Below are 1,496 nucleotides of genomic sequence, written 5' to 3'. Positions count from 1 at the left end.
GCAGTTAAAAAGACCGTTTATGCGTTTGAGCTCTCTACCTCATAGAAACTCACTCCGGTGACTTCATGCTTAACCACCAAGTTTAAAAAGCTGTCTGCTGCATTTGAAGTGTAGAGATTTATTGGGGCGTCGTTCAATTTAAACAGTCTTGGTGTTGAAACTTTAGCGCAATCGACAACAAAACGTTTATATGGTCTCGCTCGGTGTCGTCGGCCATTAGGCTTGTAATTAATCTCTGTAAGCTCACTATCTAAAGCATCCAGTTTAGAAATCACATTGAGTACAAACCAAGTCGAACCTTCGACATTCACAGGCAGAAGTTCACAAGACTCCCCTATAGCTTCTTTAAATAAAGAAGCTATATCATTACAAACCACATAGGTGCTACTCCCCCAAGCCGCAATCATGGGTTTTAATGGTATCATTAAGTGAAAATGAGGCTAAAATGCTAGAAATGTCACAAAATAGCTGGTTGGAACATCGTGATCTAGAGTTTGATTTCATTGATAAAAATTGGACTCGAGCAAATTTTGGCACATCATCGTCTTTATCTAGAGGTGGCTATAAATGCAGCGTTGTGAAATCAAGATTGATGCAATTACTTAATTACAATAGAAACTATTAAGTGTTCTTTAATGAGTTGCTACTATCGCCTGAATAAAGTGGTAATGAATGATCACCCATCGCACTAAGACACTCGATCAATTGAGCAGGTGCGCTATCAAACACGGCATTTAGAAAAGGAAATTGAGCGCCAGAAACAATCCCCTTCTCGTTATAGGTCTCCATCGCCTGAACCAGAGTATCGCTATCTGTGTAGTCGATTATTTCTACAGCTTGTTCCAACAACATAAAAATGTATTCCATTTCATTAAACGAATAAACATACGAGGCGGAGTTTACTAAATCTACACTGTGCGCAATTTGTACTGGATCAAGTGACCGTTAAAGCCTTATAACCCAATCACTTAAATATAAATCGTTATCCAGAAAGCCATCACCCCGCAGGTTCATTGCTTACCACTACAAATGGTGAATGGTGATAGACGTGGTGAATGAAAACAGCGCTAAAACGTCCATTCACCACACCTAAGCGTTTGAATATAAACAAATGGTGAATGGGTGAATGAGATCTGCCCATCTTTAAACTTTTATGGCTGATTCCCATTGGTAACGACTACGCTCATCAAGCTAGATAGAACTCAGTAAAAATGGATATAAATCAATATATTCAAAGATAATGACAGGCATCACAATGTGATCTTAATACCATGTTGTTGTCGTTTGTGTCGTGATAGGTTGTTGTTACTGGAGCTACTTCTAGGGGCGGTAGCGTGCCCGCTGATAGGCTGCAACTTGCAACCTATTAAGCAATTAAAGCATCTATCTATCCTGTTCATCTTATTGAATCGTTTGAATTTTAAGTCCATTCTTAACATTGCGCTCAGTAAGATAGGTGGCGAGAAAGACATCAAGATATGTGGCGAAATGCCGTG

General features: G+C 39.4%; 2 protein-coding genes. Both read right to left on the bottom strand.

What is annotated here, in order from left to right; genetic code table 11:
* Nucleotides 1–17: 17 nt before the first annotated feature.
* Entirely contained in the window at nt 18–407 is a 390-nt protein-coding gene (locus tag ACKLNH_RS20540; protein ID WP_413114124.1) for an imm11 family protein, read from the bottom strand.
* A 214-nt stretch (nt 408–621) separates the two neighbouring features.
* Nucleotides 622–852, bottom strand: coding sequence for a hypothetical protein (locus ACKLNH_RS20535; protein WP_413114123.1), 231 nt, complete (start codon nt 850–852; stop codon nt 622–624).
* Nucleotides 853–1,496: the final 644 nt, after the last annotated feature.

Origin of the sequence: Thaumasiovibrio clandestinus (assembly GCF_047250365.1) — a bacterium.
Lineage (GTDB): Bacteria > Pseudomonadota > Gammaproteobacteria > Enterobacterales > Vibrionaceae > Thaumasiovibrio.
The sequence above is the reverse complement of the archived record's forward strand: the minus strand, read 5'-3'. Positions and strand labels throughout refer to the sequence as shown.

Coding starts and splice junctions, on each gene's coding strand:
- ACKLNH_RS20540 (WP_413114124.1), bottom strand. CDS start 407: ATGATTGCGGCTTGGGGGAGTAGCACCTATGTGGTTTGTAATGATATA.
- ACKLNH_RS20535 (WP_413114123.1), bottom strand. CDS start 852: ATGTTGTTGGAACAAGCTGTAGAAATAATCGACTACACAGATAGCGAT.